This window comes from Halonotius pteroides, assembly GCF_003605635.1.
Lineage (GTDB): Archaea > Halobacteriota > Halobacteria > Halobacteriales > Haloferacaceae > Halonotius > Halonotius pteroides.
The window spans coordinates 24,319-42,908 of the sequence record NZ_QMDW01000008.1 but is presented as its reverse complement, the minus strand read 5'-3'; the positions used below and the strand labels follow the sequence as shown (position 1 = coordinate 42,908).

Here is an 18,590-nt window from a genome sequence, read left to right as displayed (position 1 = left end):
CTCGTATGTTTTCTCTCTTCACACCGTGAAAGCAAGCATCGATTCGGAACACAGTCACAGTGCTTATCATACTGGGTTTAGTCCGATTTGCTTATGCGAATTGACATCCTCCATCCGCCTGAAGGCGGAGGAATCCCACGGTACCGCACCGCTGGATTGGGATATTAGGGTTTGCAGTCTACCACTTGTTCCCTCGGTGAGAATCCGTGAGACAAGTCATGAAGATAGACTGCTGGCTGTGCCAACCAACCGGTACTCCTATCTCCACCCAAATCGGGTGCAGACTCGGAGTTACTTTGGTTCAGGTCGAGACGGATGTTTTCCGCCCCATTCACGTCTGCATTGAATGCGTCGTCACACTTCTCGCAGACGTACAAACCACGTTCAACACGTTGATCCTCGTCTATCCTACCGCAGACACAACACGTTTTGCTCGTGTCGCGCTCATCCACTTCCACGACTTCAATACCCTCGACCTTCGCCTTGTATGTGAGAATCTTGATGAAGCGGTTGAACGCCCACCCGTGCAAATCAAGATTACCGTGTTTCCCCCAGTTCTTCGACTTGCCGTTTTGATCCTCACGGACGCCTTCCAAGTCTCCGACGTTGATTTGGCCAACTCCCTTCTCAACACATCGCTTCACGATGTGTTTCGCAAGACTGTGGAGAAAGTGAGTGCGGCGTTCCGACCACTTGTGGTGAAGTCGCGTGGCTCTTTCGCCACTGCTGTTGTCACACGTAGCAATCTCTTTTGGGAAGTAGTAGCTGTCTTGCTTCAGGCGGTTGCCGGGGTACAGGTCGGCGTCTTCGGTGCTGTAGGCGACAGCGGCGAAGTTGCTAATGCCGAGGTCGATGCCCGCAGTCTCGGTGCCGGGAGCGTCGGGTGTCTCGATCTTGTCCTTGCAGACGAGGTGTACCTCCCATCTCTCCTTCTGCTGGTCGTAGACAGCGCGGACTTGTTGCAGGTTATCAGCCTCGACGCCGGGGCGTGTCTCGTATTCGACAAGGATGTACTCCCATGCTTTCGGGTGTTCCTTGTGATTCGCGCCCTTTGAGAGTCGGACACGGTTGTGCTTCGTGTCGTGTTTGATGCCGTTTTGCTTCCACGTCACCGTACTGCGTGGATGTTCTTCGTGGACGCGGCGGCCTTGGTCGTCGTAGTAGTTTTCTTTGCGGTAGCTGGGCGGATTGTCCCGGTCGTCGTCCGAGGAGTACCACGAGTTGAAGGCTTCAGCGAGTTCCTCCAGAACCCGCTGACTGGACTGTGAGTGCAGTCCCTTGTAGGTTGGATGGCTCTTCAACTCGTCTTTCAGTTCCTCGTGATCAGGAATCTCGCCCGTCTCTTCCCAGACTTCGCGGGAGTAGTAGTTGGCGACGTTCCAGAGTTTGCTGGCACTCCACCCGTGACGGTCAAGCGAGTCCTCAACCTGTGGGTGGTTACGGACGTTCGCTTGATGGGTGCGGTGGATCTCCAGCATTCTGAACGCCTGTATAATCGCTTATAATTACTTTTTTGTAAAAGTTGTGATCAGACCGTGGAATTTCCGGCCATGCTATTTTTGTGTAGATGTGACTCGCTCATGTCGGTTTCATCACCCGCCTGTTCGTCGCTCGGTTCCGACCGTACCGGTCGTAACGCTCGTTCCTCACGGTAAGGCGGGTGTATTCACCTTGCCTTTCTATAAAAAGCAAGAACTCATCAAACAATGGAAACAACAGTATGGAACGGATACAGACGGTACGTTGGATGACTTCATTGAGGAGTATACGACTGAGTAATTGAACTGTATACAACCCGAGGGACACGTCTGCCCAGGGAGGTACCGGGATTGTAAATACCAACACGAACAACAGGCGCACACAGTATGAACGCCGTCGATCTGTTCTGTGGGGCCGGAGGCTTTAGCGCGGGGCTCGAAGCGGCCGGGATCGAGGTTGAGTACGGCGTCGATATCGCCGACCACGCGCTGGCGACCTTCGAGGCCAACCATGCGGCGACAGCGATCACCCACGACCTCAGCGACGGTTTGCCCGCCGAACTCAGCGAGCAGGATGTTGACATCGTCTTCGGGAGTCCGCCGTGTAAGGGCTTTAGCGACGCTCGCGGCGAACGCAGCCTCGACGACGAGCGAAACCAACTCGTGTTTTCGTTTATTCAGGCGGTCGAACAGCTCCAGCCGCGGTATGTGTTGATGGAGAACGTCGCCGGGATGACGACGATCAGCGACGCCTTTCTCGACGCGATCAACTCCGAATATGACGCTACCGGCTACACGGTCGCCTGGGAGACGCTAAATGCCGCCGATTTCGGCGTTCCACAGACGCGCAAGCGAGTGATCTACTGTGGCGTTCGCAACGACCTCCCGGCTGATCCCTCTCTCCCTGAGGGCCCCTACACCGAACACAGCGACGGCCAACAGACGCTCACCGGCGAGCCGGTACAACGCTGGACAACCGTTGCCGACGCGCTTGCGGATCTACCGGAACCAACCGAGACCGGCGAGGTCGACCTACCGCCGCTGTCCGAGTTTCCCGACAACGCCTATCTCCAACAGATCCGCGATGGGGCCGACACGACGCGGAATCACGTTGCCAAAGCGCCCGCCAGCGACGCGGATACCCAACACATCGTCGCCGAACTAAATCCCGGTGAGATGTACCGCTCTAGTCGGTTCGGTGATCGCTACCGACAGGTCTGGGAACTACTCGCCCATCGGTTTAGCGATACCGAGCAGGCTGTCCTCGAATTTATCGCCCGCCATCGCTCCCGCAAGGCGTTTCGCATGAGCGGGAAATCTGTGGGGGCGGTGCCAGACAATCTCATCGCCGACCATCTCGACGCCGACGACGCAGCGGTACAATCGGCACTAACCCGGCTCCACGACGACGGCTGGCTCCGCACCGACGAGGACGGCGACATCCTCGGCTACGACCTCAACACGAAATCTGGGATTCGGCCGCGATACATGCGGCTCGATCCCGACGGGCAGTCGAATACGATCCTGACGACCGATTTTGTGCCACGCGATAAGCTCCACCCAACGAAAAACCGCGGGCTGTCGCTCCGCGAAGGTGCTCGTATCCAAAGCTTTCCGGACTGCTTCGAATTCAGAGGCTCGTTCGATGAGATCGCCACCCAGATCGGCAACGCTGTCCCGCCGCTGTTGGCCAAACACCTCGGTTCACATCTCAAGCAGCTCGCCGCGTCGGACAGTGAAGCGACCGTCGTCGACTGATTTGCACTGGCCATCGGTTGCCACCAACTGAAAAAACACGTAACTTCCATACCCGCGTAGCGCGAATCGGGAGCATGGTCGAAGTCCCGCAAACCGACGAAGGCTGGTATATGCTGCATGACTTCCGGCAGATCGATTGGGACGCCTGGCGCAACGCTCCCGAGCAGCAACGCGAGCGGGCGGCCCGCGCCGGGCGTGAGTATCTGGCGAGCCACGAGTCGGCCGCCGACAGCCCCGACGGCGAGGGCACCTCGGCGGTGTTCTCGATTATCGGCCACAAGGCCGACCTCATGATCGTCCATCTTCGCCCGACACTTGATCTGCTCTCGCAGGCCGAACGCCAGTTCGAACGCACTGCTCTCGCTGAGTTTACGACACAACCAACCTCCTACGTTTCGGTCACGGAGGTCTCGGGCTACGTCTCCGATGATTACTTCGAGGGCGACGAGATCAACGAGGGCCTCCGGCAGTATATCGAAGGGAAGCTCAAACCCGAGATCCCTGACGACGAGTACGCCTGTTTCTACCCGATGAGCAAACGCCGCGGCGAGGAGCACAACTGGTATACCCTTCCCTTCGAGGAGCGCGCCGAGATGATGAGCGGCCACGGCGCGACCGGCAAACAGTACGCCGGTGATATCGACCAGATCATCGCCTCCTCGATCGGCTTCGACGACCACGAGTGGGGCGTCACGTTGTTTGCCGAGGATCCAGTCAAGATCAAGGATATCGTCTACGAGATGCGGTTCGACGAGGCAACCTCGAAGTACGGCGAGTTCCCCGGCTTCTACATCGGCCGGCGGTTCCCCCCCGAGGATCTGTTGGCGTATCTCAACGGTGAGGCGGTGCCGACCGCCGAGCACGACGACCACGGTGGCCATCATCACGGTGACAGCGACGGTGAGCACCATGGGGACGCTGGCGGTCACCACGGCGACGACGGCCACCACGAGGGCGACGATCACCACGATAGCGATGACAGCGACGCCGACAACGAGGAGATCCGCGGTCAACTCGCGGATATGGATCTCTACGCCGGCCAACCCCATGGCGAGGACGTGTACGCGACCGTGCTGTACTCGGAAGCTGATACTGACGAACTCTTCGAGGAGGTCGAGGGGCTTCGCGGCAACTTCGAACACTACGGTACCCACGTCAAAACCGCGGTCTACGAGGCCGCCGACCGCGACCGCAGCGCGGTCGTCTCGATCTGGGACACCGCCAGTGCGGCCGACACCGCTGCCGGCTTTCTCTCGGAGCTGCCGGGGATCGTCGAACGCGCCGACGAGGAGTCCGGATTTGGAACGATGGGCATGTTCTATACGGTCAAACCCGACTCCCGTGAGGACTTTGTCGACAAATTCGACACCGTCGGCGGCGTCCTCGCCGAGATGGATGGCCACCTCGAAACGGATCTCATGATCAACGAGGAGAACGAAAACGACATGTTCATCGCCAGTCAGTGGCAGTCCCAGGAGGACGCGATGGGCTTTTTCCGCTCGGATGACTTCCAGAATACCGTCGAGTGGGGCCGCGACGTGCTGGCAGACCGTCCGCGACACGTCTTCCTCGCCTGACACCCTCTCCGCCCTGACCGGTGGGGGTTTCTCATTGATTGTCGGTAAGCTACGGCACGGTCACTGATCATCTTCGAAGCGTTTTGATACGACGGCTACTCAGCAGTGATATGGCTGATTTGACCGCTCACCACGTTGGTATCACCGTCAGTGATCTCGATGCCGCAACCGAATTTTATCGCTCCGTTTTCGACTGTGACCGCCTCGCCGAATTCAGCGTCGACGGCGACGCCTTCGCCACCGGTGTCGACATCGACGCCGCGAGCGCGGAATTTGTCCACCTTGATCTCGGATCGGTGCGGCTCGAGCTCGTCGCCTACGACCCGGCCGGTGACGACCGCCCCCGGGCGGCTCTCAACGACGCCGGTGCGACACATCTCGGCGTCGAGGTCGATGACGTGGACGATTTTTATGGGTCGCTGCCGGCGACCGTTGAGACGCTGAGCCCGCCGCAGACGACTACGACAGGGACGAAAATCTGCTTCCTGCGTGACCCCGATGGCACGCTGATCGAAGCACTCAATCCGAACGCCGATCCGTCGTGATCGCTAAGCGAGGGCGTACGGCCAGGCGGTCGTGCTGATCGCCAGCAGTGCGAGGGCCGCACCGGTCATCGCGACGTTTTTCAGGAAGTTGATTAGCTCGCCTTGCTGTTGCTCCTCGGGAACCGCCCAGAAATCGTGCATCACGGGGGTTGTGACAAGGAGGAAACCGATGAGCGCGCCGGCCGCCAGCGTCGGGAGAACGCCGGCAGCAACCCCAAGGCCGCCAAACAGGAGCACGCCGCCGCTGATCGGGATCATAAGCCCCGGTGCGGGGACACCTTTTGCGCCAGCGTAGCCGACCATTGACTCCGCATCGAGGAAGTGATTCAACCCATTGTACGCGAACACGCCGCCGAATAACAGTCGACCGAGCAAAAAGAGCTCGCCGGTTAGCGGCCCTTCGCTGCCGAGTTGTAGCGGTGTGAGTCCGATCGCCAGTTCCGCAGCTTCAGTTACTAACATTTTGCAACCAGTCGTACGGCTGCAACCTATATATCGGTTCCCGGACACACCAGCAACCGGGTAACGGCTGTGCCACTGGCACATGGGGTGTCGATCCCACGCGGCCACAGCGGCGCGACCGGCGGAACGATTTTGCTGATCCGGTGCCAGCACATAATTAATGACAACGCATTCGACAGTCGAAGCGACTGATCCGTGTCCGGTCGTTGAATCGATCGAACAGATCGGCTCACCGTGGCGACTTGTGATTCTGCATGATCTCCAAGACGGCGAAAAGCGGTTCAACGAGCTCAAACGCTCGACGGACGCCAACTCCCGGACGCTCTCGCGGGTTCTCGGTGATCTCCAGGAAACCGGCTTCGTCGACCGCCGGCTGGAGGAGGACGCACCCGTAGCAACCTACTACAGCCTGACAGCGAAAGGGCAGTCGCTGTGCCCGGTGTTCGATGAGATTGAGTCGTGGGCCGACGACTGGCTGGCCGAGGACGCAGTTGAGACCGCAACCGGCGACTAGCTGGTCGGACATCCTCAACAAGGCTCTGGTGGTGTCGACGCCGATCTACTCTGATTCGTGTTCGGCTGTCGGAGCCGCGTCCTGATTGTCGTCGGTAGCAACGGTCACCGCCACCTCACTCGGTTTGTGGGTAAGCGACACCGGATGGGTGGTGTGGCGGGCATGGGTTTCGGCCCACCGCCGGGCCGGCTCTTCGTCGAGATACTGTTCGACCGCGGGACAACGATCGCAGTCGGCGACCCAGGGGGTTACGTCGTCAGGGAAATGGCCCGTATGCCGCTTGTGATCGAGGGCAAACTGCTCGAAGGCTTGGTTGCCGGCATACAGTGCGTCGAGTTCGTATTCGAGTTCCCACGTGCGGTCGCACTGACCACACGTGACCGTCGGCGTATTGTCGGCGGATCCGGCGGCCTCGTCGACGGTGGCTTCGGGCCGATCAGGATCGCGTGAGGGGTTCGACACGTCCCTGCTGTTGGTGGCTATCCATTTGTATTTACCGAGCCGCCTCGATTGTGCGAGCCGTCGGCACAGCAAACCACAACGACAAAACACGACGAGGAAAACTGTCGTTCAATGCCGGATCTCCTGACCCACGCGTTGGTTGCCTACACCCTTGCGGTGGGGTTGTCTGTCCGGTACCGGTGGCTGACGCCGCCGTATGTGACTGTTGCGATGATGGGCGCGTTCATCCCTGATCTCACCAAGATCCGACTCCTCGTTCCGTCATGGCGGCTGGAGGCTTGGCTTGGGTTGCCCTTCGATTGGGGCGCGCTCCACACGGTCGGTGGCACGCTGGTGTCGGTGTTGCTCGGTGTCACCGTCGTTCGACGCACCGACCGGTGGCGTGTGTCTGGCCTCCTTGGAGTGGGTGCAGGATCACATCTCGTCCTCGACTCGTTGCTGGCGTTTCCAGCCGGCCGCATGAAATTCGTGCTGTGGCCGCTGACGACCTACCGGCCCGTTTTCGATGGGCTGTTTCTGTCAACGGATCGATGGCCGGTTGTCGTTGCTGCTGGCGTCGCGGCGTCGGCGTGGTATCTCCGATATCACCGTGGTTCCGCGGACACGTAATGTGATCAGTCAACCGGCTCAAAGCGTGTCTCGTCGGCCAACTGCTCGGCAACGATCCGGCGACCCTTCTCAACGTTGAGATCCCGGCCGCGGAGATGCCAGTAGGCGGTCAGTGCCGAGTACGCCGCCCGCTCGTGGTGGGCTGTCACGAGATAATCGTCGCCGTCGGCACACTCAAACACCGTGATGTGGGTCTGCCACGTTCGCAACTGGAGTTCAAGCACGCCGAGCACCCCCGAACAGACCGGCCCGCCGACATCGACCCAGCTGCTGACCTCTCGCCGCCCATCAGGCAGCTGTTTATGCGACGCCAGGAGCCCGAAATGATAGCCGTTCTCCCGGAGCGTCGCCTCAAGCTCGTCCAGCGAGCCCTGCCAGACACCGACGGCTTCTGCCTCGGGACGGATCGTATAGGTGGTGTAGAAGCCCCGATTATTTGCGGCCTGCTCGGCGTGCGGTAGCAGGCTTCGAACCCATCGAAACAGGTCGCTGTCGGCGATGGCCTCGCCGGGTTTGAACACAGCGCCGATCGCGCCGAGCACAGCAACGACTGGCGCGAGGATCGTCACCGGCTTCTCGGCGGTGACGGTGTCGAGTGCGGTCGTCGTCACCACGATATTACGGGCTGAGGCGACCGCTGTGGCGACCGCCCGGAGGCTGACGGTCACCAAGGCACCGAAGATCATCCGGCGATCAGCGGCCGGCGGCGCGATGGGGCCGGGTCGCAGCCGGCGGGCGACGCGGCGTGGGCGAGCGTGTGCATACCCTATGTGGATTCGGGAATCAAATTAAGTGTTGTTCACTGTCCCGCCGGATCGCGCGGTCAGGGCGACGATGGAACCCGCTGGCGGTCGTCGATGGCGACAGGCTCGCCGCGGTAGATTGCTTCCAGATCGTCGATCGTCCGATCGACCGCAAACCGCTCGACGGTGGCCCGCGTCTGGCGGTCGGTGGTGAGACAGTTCTCGATCGCTGCCCCCATCTCCTCGAGGTCGCCGTACTCGAAGCGTGCGCCGTTGTCGGGGCCGATTGTCTCCCGGAACGGCTGGACGTTGGCGGCAGCGACAGGCGTTCCACAGGCGTTGGCCTCCAGCGTCGACAGCCCGAGTGTGTCACAGGTCGAGGCGGTTACGAAGACATCCAGTGAGCTATAGAAGGTCGGCAGCTGCTCTCGGGGGAGGAAATCACGGAATTCGACGTTGGCCGGTGCCTGCTGTTCGAGCTGTGGCCGTGCTGGCCCCTCGCCGACCAACACGTAGCGGTAGTCTGGCGTTTCGGTGGCGACCCGGAGGATCTCGTCGACGTTTTTCTTTTTTGTCATCCGGCCGCTGTAGCCGATGATGGGCCGGGAATCGGTAAACAGCGATTCGGACTGCGGCGTAAACGTGTCCAGCTCGATGCCGACCGGGAGCTTCTCGTGGTCGACATCGCGCCTGATCTTCGAGGTCGAGGCGGTGACACAGTCAAACGAGCGGAGAAACTGGGTTTCGTAGGCGACGTAGCCCTGTCCGACCACCTGTGCGAGCCCGTCGAATTTGAGTGCCCGAATAAGATAGTCCTCGATCGGAGTGTGGTGTGTATAGACGGATCGAAGCTCATGTTTGGCCGCATACCGCCGCCCCAACAGCCCTGTCGTTGCCGGCCCGTGGCAGTGAACCACATCAAGCTCGGGTAATGTTGTGAGCCGCCGGTAGAGGGGCAGCCGATACGGCGCATAAAACGGGTTCGGCAGCGACGGCACCGGAAACTCGTTGGCCCCCGGCTCGTGGTCGCTGTCAGGGTAGATAACGAAGACATCGTGGCCCCGGGATTCCAGCCGTTCGCGCCACGTGTTGATCGTGTAGGTGACGCCATCGATCCCCGGAAAGTAGCTATCGGTGAAGAAGCCGATTCTCATATGCGTCTATGTCGGCGTATGCGTGTCATCCCGTTTCAATCTGCCGGGATCGCCGCTGCCGGCCGACACGCTGCTCAGGGCGGCGTTCCATCGGCGAGTACGGTGTCAACAAACGCCGGCGCGCCGTTTTCGTAGTCGGGTGCGATATCGCTGTTGACGTAGCTCTCAACGCGGTCGATCACGCGGTCGACAGTTGTTGCCATCGAGATCCCGGCTATGTGTTTGGCCTCAACACGCTCTGCGAGGGCCTGTTGGAACGGTAGGAAGGGGTAGATCACACACGGCGTGCCGGCGACGACGGTGTCGGCGATCGAGGAAAAGCCGGTGCAGACGACAACGTCGGCGGCGGCGGTGTACGGCGTCATCGTCGGCTTGGTCTCCCAGTCGTCGTCGCCGACGGTGCGAACATCGTAGCCGTCCGCGTTCAGTCGGTCGCGGATCGTCGCAAAGTTCTCGCCGTGGCTGCCAGGGTTCAACAGCACGTCGTAGGGCTCAACAGCTTCCTCGGGGTCGCCCTCCTGAGCCAGTGGGCCAACGCGGGTCGTCCCCTCAGGGGCGGGATCATCCGGCCACAGCGAGGTGACGATGATCCCCTCGGCGAACTGCAGGGAGACCTGATTGTAAACCGCCAGCGGGGTGCCCCACACCGGCCCAAAGAGGTCGGTCGTCAGATGATCGATCCGATAGAAGTCGAGATCGAGATGGGCTGCCGCCAGCCCGGCAAAGATGTCGTCGGTGATCACCACGTCGGGATCGGCCTCGCGAAGCCACCCGGTGACCTCCCGGAGGCGACGCACCGAGGATGGGGCGAGATCGAACAGCGTGTGTTCGAGGAACGCTTTCGGGGTGTTTCCTTCGACAGTGACGCTCGTGAACGCCGGCTGGTCGAAACCGTTGAGCTCAACGAACCGCTCGCCGGGGCCGCCGCCGCCGATCGCCACCTCGATGCCCCGCGACCGAAACTCCTTGGCGACCGGGATGCTCCGGGCCGCGTGGCCCGCGCCGTCACACCAGTAGACGATTGCGACCTTCTCGATCATTCGCTGGCTGTGTCAATCCACTCCGCCCATATAAGCCGCCCGTGAGAGTGATCGCCAGGCGTCATCGACAGTCGACCGTGGTGCCGTCAAAACAGCAATCCGAGTTACTAATTACCCGCTGGCCATAGCCGGGGGTATGACCGAGATCACGGGGCCGAACAACGTCGTCTTCCTCGTGTTGGATTCCCTGCGAAAGGATCGGCTCTCCGTCTACAACGACGATATCGGGTTCACCGACAGTCTCGGGGCCCTCGCCGACGACGCCGTCGTCTTCGATGACGCCGTCACCCAGGCCCCGTGGACGCTGCCCTCCCACGCCTCGATGTTCACCGGCCGATACCCGTGGGAACACGGCACAACCCACGCCCGGAGCTACTTCGACGGGAGCCACGAAACGTTCATCTCGGCGTTTGCCGACGCCGGCTACGACACCGCCGCGGTCACCTCGAACATCTGGATCACCCCACATAAGGGGATGACCGAGGGCTTCGATTACGTCGAGAACTTCCTCGGAACCGCCGACAACACCATCAGCCAGCGGCTTTCAAAGCTCTCAACAAAACTGTACGACTCGCTTGGGACGCTCCCGAAACGTGTGATCGGCCGCCAGCTCGACCGGGCCTTCCGGCTGTTCGGTGTCGACGACTCCTGTAAATCCGAGGAGACGGTCGCCGCGGTCGAATCCTATCTTGACGCCCACCCCGCCGATGACCCGTTTTTTTGCTATGTCAATCTGATGGAGCCCCACGAACCCTACCACCCGCCGGGCGAGTATCTCGACACACACGGCGTGGGCGACACCGCTGACATCCCCCAGCGACAGAAGGATCTGTTTACGATGGACGACCCCGACTTCGAGGCGCTCCGGCGGATCTACGACGCCTCTGTCGACTACACCGACGACCTGGTTGGCCGGATTACCGACAGCCTTGCTGCCAACGGCGTTGCCGACGACACCGTCGTTGTCGTGCTGTCTGATCACGGCCAGGCCCTCGGTGAGGACGACGGCTTGTTCGGCCACCAGTTCACGACGATCGATCCCGTTATCGAGACGGTGTTGTTTGTCGATCATCCCAACCTCGCGGGCACCCGCCACGACCGGTTGTTTGAACTCCGGCAGCTCAACGAGCTTGTACCGTACTACGCCGGCCTTGCGCCGGAACCCGACGAGATATTTGCCGAGACGGTTCGCGGCGGCTGTCAGTTCCCGGAGAATTTCACGGGGTTCATTCCGAGCAACGCGTGGGACGACTACTACCGAAAACACCGGTATCTCATCCGCGATGGCATCACCGTCCGCAAATCGGTCAGCGAGGACGGCGACGCGCGGTATCAGGCCGTCGACCGCGAGACAGGTGCGGCCGTGGCGGTTCCCGATACACTGCGGGCAGCCATCGACGAGATCGACACCGGAGCCGAACCCGGAGCTGACAGCACAGTTGAGGGGAGCTCGCCTGATGAGACAGCCTCCGAAGCCGACGAGGAAGTCCAACAGCGACTCGAGGCCTTGGGCTATCGGTGATGTCCGTCTAATCTAAGTGGCTCCCCTGTGTTTGCCAAACCACCGAATGCTTGCCATCGTCCGCCATTCTGTGGTCGCCACATCAACCCCAGTCGGGGAGGTCGCCTGATCGATGTCGCTTCCCGGTCGTCAAGACTGGACGTGGCAGGAACTCGGTTGGTATGCTGTCACGCTGCTGTTGTTTGCTGGGCTGTTGTATTTCGCTGACACCCGCGAGTTTCTGCGCGCCCTCGGCCGTGTCGACCGCTCACTCTTTACGATCGCAATCGCCGTTGGCCTCTCGTCGCTGTTCGTCTGGGCGTGGGTCTGGCACCGATTTTTCGGGCAACTGGGGATCACTGCCACCGCCTCGCAGACGGTTCGGCTGTTTTTTAGCGGCCACTTCCTCAACTCGATTACGCCGCTCGGACAGTTCGGCGGCGAGCCGGTGATGGCATACATCATCGCCGATACAACCGATACGGAGTATGAGGGCGCGCTGGCGGCGGTCGTCTCCTCGGATATGGTGAACGCGGTGCCGTTTTTCACCTTCACGATCGGTGGGGTCGGCTACCTCTATCTGTTTGGTTCCCTGCATGGCTTTCTGTTCGATGTTGGTTGGATCGCTCTCCTGATTCTGCTGGTTGGCGGCGGTCTGGCCTATCTCCTGTGGTCGCCCGACGGAACCCTTGGTCGGGCGGCGTTGGGTCTCCTCTCGGCGATTGAACGCCGGGTGAGTTGGGGCGAAGGCGTTTTGGGGTCACTGCAGGATCGGGTGCGCCGAACGGAGGCCCTCTTTGAGCGGGCTGGCCGGGATTCCTCGTTTCTGTTAACGACGATCCTTGGCTCACACCTTGCGATCGTCGCCCAGATCGTCTCGTTGTATGTGGTCTTTCTTGCGATGGATCTTGCGCCAACGTTCGTCCCGCTGTACTTTATCGTCAACCTCTCGACGATCGCCACGCTGTCGCCGACACCCGGCGGGAGCGGCACCTACGAGGCCGCCTTCTCGTGGCTCATGACCCTGTTTTACTCGGTTGACTTGGCGACGGCGTTGACGGCGGCGGTGTTGTTCCGGCTGACGACATACTGGCCAGGACTACTGTTCGGCTTTCTGACACTGATAACCCTTGACCGCGAGGGTGATGTTGAGCCACCACAGGACGCTGAGTTGTAGCCGAGACACTCCTTCTCTGCGCAACATACCACTCAGTGCAGCGGTAGGATCGGCTAGCACACTCTCAGAAATATTCAGCTCACTGAAACGTATGTGGGCTCATAAACGTGCCAGCTACCATTCTTGACGAGGCCAACGGGTTGGCTATGGGTGCTCTCTGAACACGGTGGTACCGAACTCCGCCTCGGTGAGGTGGCCACTGCGTTCGAAATTGGCGTTTACAGACACCGAACGATACTTTCGACATGGCTCTTGGCTCATCTGGTGAAACAACTCTCCGAAAGACGATCCGGGCCAATACTGACTGCTGCACATAGAGAGTGTATCCAGCACACCACTGTGACTCTGGTCACGCCGTCGGTTGCAAAGCCGCTCGCTGATGGGTGTACACCTATCGGCGAAGGAGTGGCGGCACAAATGCGTACGCACAGATCAAGAGGCCGATGGCAAAGAGGGGGAATGCCAGTGGCTCTTCGTTGATGATTAATCCAGTCGCAAGAACTGATACCGCCACAGCGACTACTGCTGTGCGGATTGCACGGAGGTGTGCAAGGAGCACTGCCTGTTCATCACTCATGTGCGGAACAAAGCTACAGTCTGTATTACTCTTATGGAGCTATGCTACTGTACTGAGAGAATTATACCAGTAGTGTGGGTACTATCCCCATGGGCGATTCGCACTGTCCACTTTGCACCGCACATCGTGAACAAATCTGATACCACACACAACGAGTGGTTAAAGTATTCTTGGGTGAAATCACCGAGATATGAATCGACGAACGTTTCTCAGACACGGTGTCGGGAGTGTAGCAGGGCTCGCTGCACTATCGGGTTGTATCGGTACGCCCAGCGATTCGGGCCAGACACTGACTGTCGCCGCCTACTCCTCGTTTACCGGCGACGGGACGGCAGGCAACTGGCTCAAATCGGCGTTTGAATCCGAAACCCCCGAGGCGACCGTCACGTTCCAGACGACTGAAAACGGTGTCAACGAGTTCATCCAACGACGATCCCAGGGTGCACCGATCGACGCCGACCTATTTGTTGGCCTCAACACAGGCGAGCTTGTTCGGGCGGATCAACAGCTCGACGACTCGTTGTTTGCGGCCAGCGGCGATCGGATCGACGGCAGCGAGACGGTCAAATCAGCTCTCGATTTCGACCCCGCTGGACGGGTTGTCCCCTACGACACGGGCTACATCAGTCTCGTCTACGACGCCGAGGAGGTCGATGAACCGGCCACGTTTGATACGCTTCTAAAACCCCAATACGAAAACGAGCTGCTCACCCAGAATGCAGAGGGATCCGATCCCGGCCGGGCGTTCCTCCTGTGGACAATCAATCAAAAAGGCCCCGACGGCTATCTCGACTACTGGAACCAACTGGCTGACAATGGGATCCAGATCCTCTCCGATTGGGGGACAGCATACGAAGCCTATCAGGACGAGGAGGCCTCAATGGTCGTCTCGTACTCCACTGATCAGGTCTACTACCACGGCGATGACGTCGACATCTCCCGCCACCAAGTCGGTTTCCTCAACGATCAGGGGTATGCCAATCCCGAAGGAATGGCCCAGTTTGTTAATGCCGACAACCCTGAACTAGCCCGCGAGTTCATGTCGTTCATGCTGAGCGAGAGAGCCCAAGCCGAGATCGCCACCCGAAACGTCCAGTTTCCCGCTGTCGAGGGGGTCGATCCCGGCGGCGACTTCGGAGAGTTCGCGCTTGAACCGCCCGAAGCCGTCACCTACAGCTACGACGAGCTGGTCGGCAACGTCGGCGGCTGGATAGACGACTGGGCCCGCCAGATCGTGAGCAACTGATCATGCGAGCCAAGGCATCCCGACTGCTGCCGGTCGGGATCGCTGCTATGCTGACAACGCTTGTTGTGGTGTTCTACTACCCCGTCGGTAGCGTGCTCGGCAGTGCGATCTCCGTCGGTGGGCGACTCACCCTTGACCCGCTCGTCGCCGTCCTCGGTGATCCCTTCTATACAGGTTCGGCACACTCGCTTGTGACTGCTCCCGCGAGCCTGCCAGAACGATTTGTTGCATGGGTAAACGCTGGGATGCCCGCCGTGGATTTCGGCCTGTTTGGGTTTACCGCCTATCAGGCGCTGTTGTCGACGGTCGTGAGCGTCGCCGTCGGGCTCCCGGGGGCCTACCTGCTGGCACGGTTTGAGTTTCCGGGACGGGAGTTTCTCCGATCGGTGACAATTCTGCCCTTCGTGATGCCCTCGATACTGGTTGCGGTCGGCTTTCTGGCGATGTTTGGCCGGACTGGCGTCGTCAACGACCTGTTAGCAACTGTCGGGCTTGGCCCTGTCAACGTGGTATTTACACTGGAGATCGTCATCCTTGCCCACGCATTTTACAACGCGCCACTGGTGACGCGGCTCGTTACCGCCGCCTGGGAATCAGTCGACACCCGAAGCGTCGAGACTGCCCGCACCCTCGGCGCGCCGCCGCTGCGAGCGTTTCGCGATGTAACGCTCCCACAGCTCGTCCCCGCCATCCTGACCGCGTCGGTACTCACGTTCATCTTCACCTTCCTGTCGTTTCCCATCGTCCTCGCGCTTGGCGGACTCCAACTGGCGACCGTGGAAGTGTGGCTGTTTGCCCGCGTTCAAAACCTCGAACTGGTCGAGGCGGCGACGCTGGGGGCCATCGAGACGGCTCTTTCGCTGGGGTTGATCTACATCTACTTGCGGTTTGAGGCCACCCAGATCAGTACTCACGGGCAGGGACAGTTGCGGTCACGGCTCCCGCTATTTGATGGGTGGCAATCAGTGTCAGACCCCCGGCGGCTCGGAGTATTCCTGTACTGTCTTGTGGCGGCAGTCCTCTTTGTCGGCCCGCTTGTGAGCCTCGTGGTAGAAAGCCTCACCACGCCGAACGGCGCGTTCACCCTCGACTACTACGCCTTTTTGCTTGCCCAGCAGGCGTCGGCGGCTGTCGGAACGATCAACCCGCTGGCAGCGATCATCAACTCCCTCCTGTTTGGGCTTGGAGCGTTGGTGCTGGCACTCCCGATGGGGGTGCTCGTCTCGGTAGTGGCTACCCACGAGGGGTCTGGCTCGCGGTTCGCCGAGGCGCTGTTGACCGCGCCGCTTGCGGTCAGCGGGATCGTTCTCGGGTTGGGCATGCTCCGAACACTTGTCTTCGGGACGACGGTGTTCGGCCACCGGCTCACAGTCACTGGGCCGATCGCCATCGTCGCCGCCCACGCGATCGCGGCCTACCCGTTCGTGACACGGAACGTCACACCCGCGCTAAGTGGCATCGATGACCGGCTCGTCGATGCCGCCCGCGCGCTGGGAGCCGACCGGCCGACCGTGCTGGTCGACATCGAGCTCCCATTGATCGCGCCAGCGTTGATCGCCGGGGCAGCGTTCGCTTTTGCGATCAGTATCGGCGAGTTCGACTCGACGGTGTTGTTGGCTGAGGGCGTCGACAGTGCAACGATGCCGGTTGCCCTCGAACGGTATACAGCCAACCGATCGCTGGGGCCAAACCTCGGGCCGGCGACCGCGATGGGGACGGTGCTGTTGGCCGTGACGACAGGGAGCTTCATCTTGATCGACCGCACAGGGAGGCGGTGGGAGCGATGACGACCACCGACCCCCACAGTGAGAGCACCAACAGCACGGCGGTCGAGATCACAGATATCGGCGTTGACTTCGGGCATGTGACCGCCCTCGAATCGATCTCACTGTCGATCGCCGACGGAGCGTTTTTCACACTCGTCGGCCCCTCAGGCTGCGGCAAGACGACCCTGCTGCGGTCGATCGCCGGACTAGAGACTCCCTCACATGGCAAGGTGTCCATCGGCGGACGAGATGTGACGACGGAGCCGCCCGAAGCACGAAACGTCGGGATTGTCTTCCAAAACTACTCGCTGTTTCCACACCTGAGCGTCGCCGACAACGTCGGCTACGGGCTGCAGTTTCACGACCTCTCCGGGCAGCGAGATCCCGAGGCCCGCGTCGCTGAGCTCTTAGAACTGGTTGACCTCCCAGGCTTCGGCGATCGGACGCCAACAGAGTTATCGGGTGGTCAGAAGCAACGGGTCGCGCTGGCGCGGGCATTGGCTCCCGAACCCGATGTACTGCTGTTGGACGAACCCCTCTCGGCACTCGACGCTCGGCTTCGGGCGAAGCTTCGCGTCCAGATCAAAACCATCCAGCGTGATCTCGGGATTACGACGGTGTACGTCACCCACGACCAAGCCGAGGCATTGGCGATCAGCGACCGGATCGCCGTCATACAGCAGGGACAGATCCAGCAAGTCGACACCCCCGAGACGGTGTACCGACAGCCCGCCTCCCGTGCTGTCGCTGAGTTCATGGGTAATAACAACGTCTTCGAGGGAAGCGTTGCTGACGACGGCCAACACCTCGAGACAGAGGGGAAGCTGTTGCCGTTACCCGAAACCCACGATCGAGCCCCCGGCACGTCGCTAACCGTTTCGATCCGCCCAGAATCGCTTGTGGTGGCCGACAGCCAGCAGGGAGACCCCGCAGTGCTTTCGGCGACGGTCGAAACGGTCGAATTCCTTGGCGATGCCTATCGGGTTCACTGCCGGTGGAGAGACAAATCTGTTCTCGTGACGACGGCTGCAACGACACCACCGGAGGGGACGGTCAAGCTACATTTCGACCCTGAAGACGTACATTTGCTGTAGCCCAAGCGATCGCGATTACGAACTGAGTGTACGCTTCGAGAAGCGATTTTGGTATTCATTGGCCCGTGGCTCGCTGTTAGACAACTGACCTCCACGAAAAACAGCTAGTAACCGCAAAGCCTCTGTGCGAGATACACGCTGTCCATCTTGCACGCCGCCACCGGACAACGTTCAAAGAAGCCCTGTTCACCGGCTTCGATAAGTGCCTCGGATATTACGACATGACCTGCGGCCACCAGTGTGAGCCACCACTGTCGGCCAGTATTATGATATCAGATGCTACGAGGAGTCATATCGGGCGTGAGGGTTCGCGGCGGTGAACCGTTATCGCCACTCTCAGTGCGGCGGTTCCGGCTAGTGACAATTTCCTCTGAACTCTTTCCACTGAACGACGACTTCTGGGTAAAACCCCACACTCAGATGAGATTGTCTTGGTCGTCCATCCCGATCTCAAACCGTGCGCCGCCGTCGATCCCACCGGTTATCGACAGCTCCCAGCCGTGGGCCTCCACGATTCGCCTAACGATTGTCAGCCCAAACCCGGTGCCACCACGTGCTGACGAATGCCCTGGCTCCAGTACGTGCTCACGTTTTCCGACCGGGATCCCTGCTCCATCGTCCTCGAGGTAGAGTCCGTTCTTTTCGTGGCTGCCGACACGAACCGTCACACCAGCACCACCGTGCTCAACAGCGTTCCGAAATAGGTTTTCGAAGACATGTCGTACCCGGCCGGGATCACCTTCGAAGGTCATCTCATCGACGATCTCGATAGCCGCGTCATCCGTCTCAACGGCCGACCAGCACTGTCCAACGAGAGCTGCCAAACTGATCGGTTCAGTATCGCTTATCCTGTCGCCTTGCCGAGCAAGCGTTAACGTATCTTGGTG

Annotated in this window: 18 protein-coding genes; 10 read left to right on the top strand and 8 right to left on the bottom strand. The window is 60.4% G+C overall.

Annotated features, from left to right (window positions below; all coding sequences use genetic code 11):
• Positions 1 to 164: 164 nt before the first annotated feature.
• Positions 165 to 1,478 carry an RNA-guided endonuclease InsQ/TnpB family protein gene (locus DP106_RS07130; RefSeq protein ID WP_120084347.1) on the bottom strand — a complete coding sequence of 438 codons (1,314 nt, stop codon included), beginning with the start codon at positions 1,476 to 1,478 and terminating at the stop codon, positions 165 to 167.
• 387 nt (positions 1,479 to 1,865) lie between these two features.
• Here DP106_RS07130 and DP106_RS07125 point away from each other — a divergent pair, with 387 nt between their 5' ends.
• From DP106_RS07125 to DP106_RS07115, 3 genes are all read left to right on the top strand, one after another.
• The gene (locus tag DP106_RS07125; protein WP_120084346.1) at positions 1,866 to 3,236 is read left to right on the top strand and encodes a DNA cytosine methyltransferase; all 1,371 of its coding nucleotides are present in this window, start codon (positions 1,866 to 1,868) and stop codon (positions 3,234 to 3,236) included.
• Positions 3,237 to 3,310: 74 nt separating this feature from the next.
• The gene (locus tag DP106_RS07120; protein WP_120084345.1) at positions 3,311 to 4,813 is read left to right on the top strand and encodes a heme-binding protein; all 1,503 of its coding nucleotides are present in this window, start codon (positions 3,311 to 3,313) and stop codon (positions 4,811 to 4,813) included.
• A gap of 110 nt (positions 4,814 to 4,923) precedes the next feature.
• On the top strand, positions 4,924 to 5,358 hold the full coding sequence (locus DP106_RS07115) for a VOC family protein (protein ID WP_120084343.1): 435 nt from the start codon (positions 4,924 to 4,926) through the stop codon (positions 5,356 to 5,358).
• A 3-nt stretch (positions 5,359 to 5,361) separates the two neighbouring features.
• Here the strand turns inward: DP106_RS07115 and DP106_RS07110 are convergent, their stop codons facing one another.
• Complete coding sequence (locus tag DP106_RS07110) at positions 5,362 to 5,820, bottom strand: DoxX family protein (RefSeq protein ID WP_120084342.1); 459 nt, start codon at positions 5,818 to 5,820, stop codon at positions 5,362 to 5,364.
• A 160-nt stretch (positions 5,821 to 5,980) separates the two neighbouring features.
• On the opposite strand from DP106_RS07110, the gene DP106_RS07105 reads away from it, so the two are divergent.
• Positions 5,981 to 6,334, top strand: a complete 354-nt coding sequence (locus tag DP106_RS07105; RefSeq protein WP_120084340.1) for a winged helix-turn-helix transcriptional regulator — start codon at positions 5,981 to 5,983, stop codon at positions 6,332 to 6,334.
• 45 nt (positions 6,335 to 6,379) lie between these two features.
• Here the strand turns inward: DP106_RS07105 and DP106_RS07100 are convergent, their stop codons facing one another.
• The gene (locus tag DP106_RS07100) at positions 6,380 to 6,796 is read right to left on the bottom strand and encodes a hypothetical protein (RefSeq protein WP_240625344.1); all 417 of its coding nucleotides are present in this window, start codon (positions 6,794 to 6,796) and stop codon (positions 6,380 to 6,382) included.
• A 111-nt stretch (positions 6,797 to 6,907) separates the two neighbouring features.
• Here DP106_RS07100 and DP106_RS07095 point away from each other — a divergent pair, with 111 nt between their 5' ends.
• Positions 6,908 to 7,405, top strand: coding sequence for a metal-dependent hydrolase (locus DP106_RS07095; protein ID WP_120084339.1), 498 nt, complete (start codon positions 6,908 to 6,910; stop codon positions 7,403 to 7,405).
• 5 nt (positions 7,406 to 7,410) lie between these two features.
• Here the strand turns inward: DP106_RS07095 and DP106_RS07090 are convergent, their stop codons facing one another.
• From DP106_RS07090 to DP106_RS07080, 3 genes are all read right to left on the bottom strand, one after another.
• On the bottom strand, positions 7,411 to 8,091 hold the full coding sequence (locus DP106_RS07090; protein WP_120084338.1) for a hypothetical protein: 681 nt from the start codon (positions 8,089 to 8,091) through the stop codon (positions 7,411 to 7,413).
• Between the two features lie 137 nt (positions 8,092 to 8,228).
• A complete protein-coding gene (locus DP106_RS07085; protein WP_120084336.1) occupies positions 8,229 to 9,302 on the bottom strand; it encodes a glycosyltransferase in 1,074 nt (357 codons plus the stop codon).
• A 74-nt stretch (positions 9,303 to 9,376) separates the two neighbouring features.
• Positions 9,377 to 10,342: a glycosyltransferase gene (locus tag DP106_RS07080; protein WP_120084335.1), complete on the bottom strand. Its 966-nt coding sequence runs from the start codon at positions 10,340 to 10,342 to the stop codon at positions 9,377 to 9,379.
• Positions 10,343 to 10,478: 136 nt separating this feature from the next.
• On the opposite strand from DP106_RS07080, the gene DP106_RS07075 reads away from it, so the two are divergent.
• Positions 10,479 to 11,864 (top strand): sulfatase, encoded by a 1,386-nt coding sequence (locus tag DP106_RS07075; RefSeq protein ID WP_120084333.1) that lies wholly within the window; start codon positions 10,479 to 10,481, stop codon positions 11,862 to 11,864.
• 112 nt (positions 11,865 to 11,976) lie between these two features.
• The gene (locus tag DP106_RS07070; protein ID WP_120084332.1) at positions 11,977 to 13,020 is read left to right on the top strand and encodes a lysylphosphatidylglycerol synthase transmembrane domain-containing protein; all 1,044 of its coding nucleotides are present in this window, start codon (positions 11,977 to 11,979) and stop codon (positions 13,018 to 13,020) included.
• Positions 13,021 to 13,411: 391 nt separating this feature from the next.
• On the opposite strand, the gene DP106_RS07065 is transcribed toward DP106_RS07070, so the two are convergent.
• The gene (locus DP106_RS07065) at positions 13,412 to 13,597 is read right to left on the bottom strand and encodes a hypothetical protein (RefSeq protein ID WP_120084330.1); all 186 of its coding nucleotides are present in this window, start codon (positions 13,595 to 13,597) and stop codon (positions 13,412 to 13,414) included.
• Positions 13,598 to 13,787: 190 nt separating this feature from the next.
• Here DP106_RS07065 and DP106_RS07060 point away from each other — a divergent pair, with 190 nt between their 5' ends.
• The 3 genes from DP106_RS07060 to DP106_RS07050 are packed head-to-tail and all read left to right on the top strand — an operon-like array spanning position 13,788 to position 17,703.
• A complete protein-coding gene (locus DP106_RS07060) occupies positions 13,788 to 14,843 on the top strand; it encodes a thiamine ABC transporter substrate-binding protein (RefSeq protein ID WP_120084329.1) in 1,056 nt (351 codons plus the stop codon).
• A 2-nt stretch (positions 14,844 to 14,845) separates the two neighbouring features.
• Entirely contained in the window at positions 14,846 to 16,630 is a 1,785-nt protein-coding gene (locus DP106_RS07055) for an ABC transporter permease (protein ID WP_120084328.1), read from the top strand.
• Entirely contained in the window at positions 16,618 to 17,703 is a 1,086-nt protein-coding gene (locus DP106_RS07050) for an ABC transporter ATP-binding protein (RefSeq protein ID WP_394343452.1), read from the top strand. Before DP106_RS07055 ends, DP106_RS07050 begins: the two co-directional genes overlap by 13 nt.
• Before the next feature lie 416 nt (positions 17,704 to 18,119).
• On the opposite strand, the gene DP106_RS07045 is transcribed toward DP106_RS07050, so the two are convergent.
• Positions 18,120 to 18,527, bottom strand: coding sequence for a sensor histidine kinase (locus DP106_RS07045; protein WP_240625342.1), 408 nt, complete (start codon positions 18,525 to 18,527; stop codon positions 18,120 to 18,122).
• Positions 18,528 to 18,590 lie beyond the last annotated feature (63 nt).

Coding starts and splice junctions, on each gene's coding strand:
- DP106_RS07130 (WP_120084347.1), bottom strand. CDS start 1,478: ATGCTGGAGATCCACCGCACCCATCAAGCGAACGTCCGTAACCACCCA.
- DP106_RS07125 (WP_120084346.1), top strand. CDS start 1,866: ATGAACGCCGTCGATCTGTTCTGTGGGGCCGGAGGCTTTAGCGCGGGG.
- DP106_RS07120 (WP_120084345.1), top strand. CDS start 3,311: ATGGTCGAAGTCCCGCAAACCGACGAAGGCTGGTATATGCTGCATGAC.
- DP106_RS07115 (WP_120084343.1), top strand. CDS start 4,924: ATGGCTGATTTGACCGCTCACCACGTTGGTATCACCGTCAGTGATCTC.
- DP106_RS07110 (WP_120084342.1), bottom strand. CDS start 5,820: ATGTTAGTAACTGAAGCTGCGGAACTGGCGATCGGACTCACACCGCTA.
- DP106_RS07105 (WP_120084340.1), top strand. CDS start 5,981: ATGACAACGCATTCGACAGTCGAAGCGACTGATCCGTGTCCGGTCGTT.
- DP106_RS07095 (WP_120084339.1), top strand. CDS start 6,908: ATGCCGGATCTCCTGACCCACGCGTTGGTTGCCTACACCCTTGCGGTG.
- DP106_RS07090 (WP_120084338.1), bottom strand. CDS start 8,091: ATGATCTTCGGTGCCTTGGTGACCGTCAGCCTCCGGGCGGTCGCCACA.
- DP106_RS07085 (WP_120084336.1), bottom strand. CDS start 9,302: ATGAGAATCGGCTTCTTCACCGATAGCTACTTTCCGGGGATCGATGGC.
- DP106_RS07080 (WP_120084335.1), bottom strand. CDS start 10,342: ATGATCGAGAAGGTCGCAATCGTCTACTGGTGTGACGGCGCGGGCCAC.
- DP106_RS07075 (WP_120084333.1), top strand. CDS start 10,479: ATGACCGAGATCACGGGGCCGAACAACGTCGTCTTCCTCGTGTTGGAT.
- DP106_RS07070 (WP_120084332.1), top strand. CDS start 11,977: ATGTCGCTTCCCGGTCGTCAAGACTGGACGTGGCAGGAACTCGGTTGG.
- DP106_RS07065 (WP_120084330.1), bottom strand. CDS start 13,597: ATGAGTGATGAACAGGCAGTGCTCCTTGCACACCTCCGTGCAATCCGC.
- DP106_RS07060 (WP_120084329.1), top strand. CDS start 13,788: ATGAATCGACGAACGTTTCTCAGACACGGTGTCGGGAGTGTAGCAGGG.
- DP106_RS07055 (WP_120084328.1), top strand. CDS start 14,846: ATGCGAGCCAAGGCATCCCGACTGCTGCCGGTCGGGATCGCTGCTATG.